Origin of the sequence: Pseudoalteromonas sp. SIMBA_162 (genome assembly GCF_046535955.1) — a bacterium.
Taxonomy (GTDB): Bacteria; Pseudomonadota; Gammaproteobacteria; order Enterobacterales; family Alteromonadaceae; genus Pseudoalteromonas; species Pseudoalteromonas marina.
This window is the reverse complement of sequence record NZ_JAWJBQ010000978.1, coordinates 1-245: the sequence shown is the minus strand read 5'-3', so window position 1 is coordinate 245 and position 245 is coordinate 1. Positions and strand designations below refer to the sequence as shown.

General features: G+C 74.7%; 1 pseudogene. It reads right to left on the bottom strand.

What is annotated here, in order from left to right:
- Positions 1-245: pseudogene (locus R0J88_RS22630) on the bottom strand (sulfite exporter TauE/SafE family protein); the annotation flags it as partial.

Here is a 245-nt window from a genome sequence, read left to right as displayed (position 1 = left end):
CCGGGGCCAGGGTCAGCAGCGAGGCCCCCAGCTCGGCGCCGCCCAGGGCGCCGCGCCACAGCAGGCCGCCGGCCAGGGCCAGGGTCGAGACGGTGAACGACAGGCCCAGGGCCTGCACCAGCTGATCCTTGTTCAGCCCCAGGGCTTGCAGGTAGGGCACCGCCGGAATCACGAACACCCCGGTGGCCGAGGTGATGACCCCGGTGACCAGCCCGCACAGCGGCCCCAGCCAGCGCTCCTGGGCC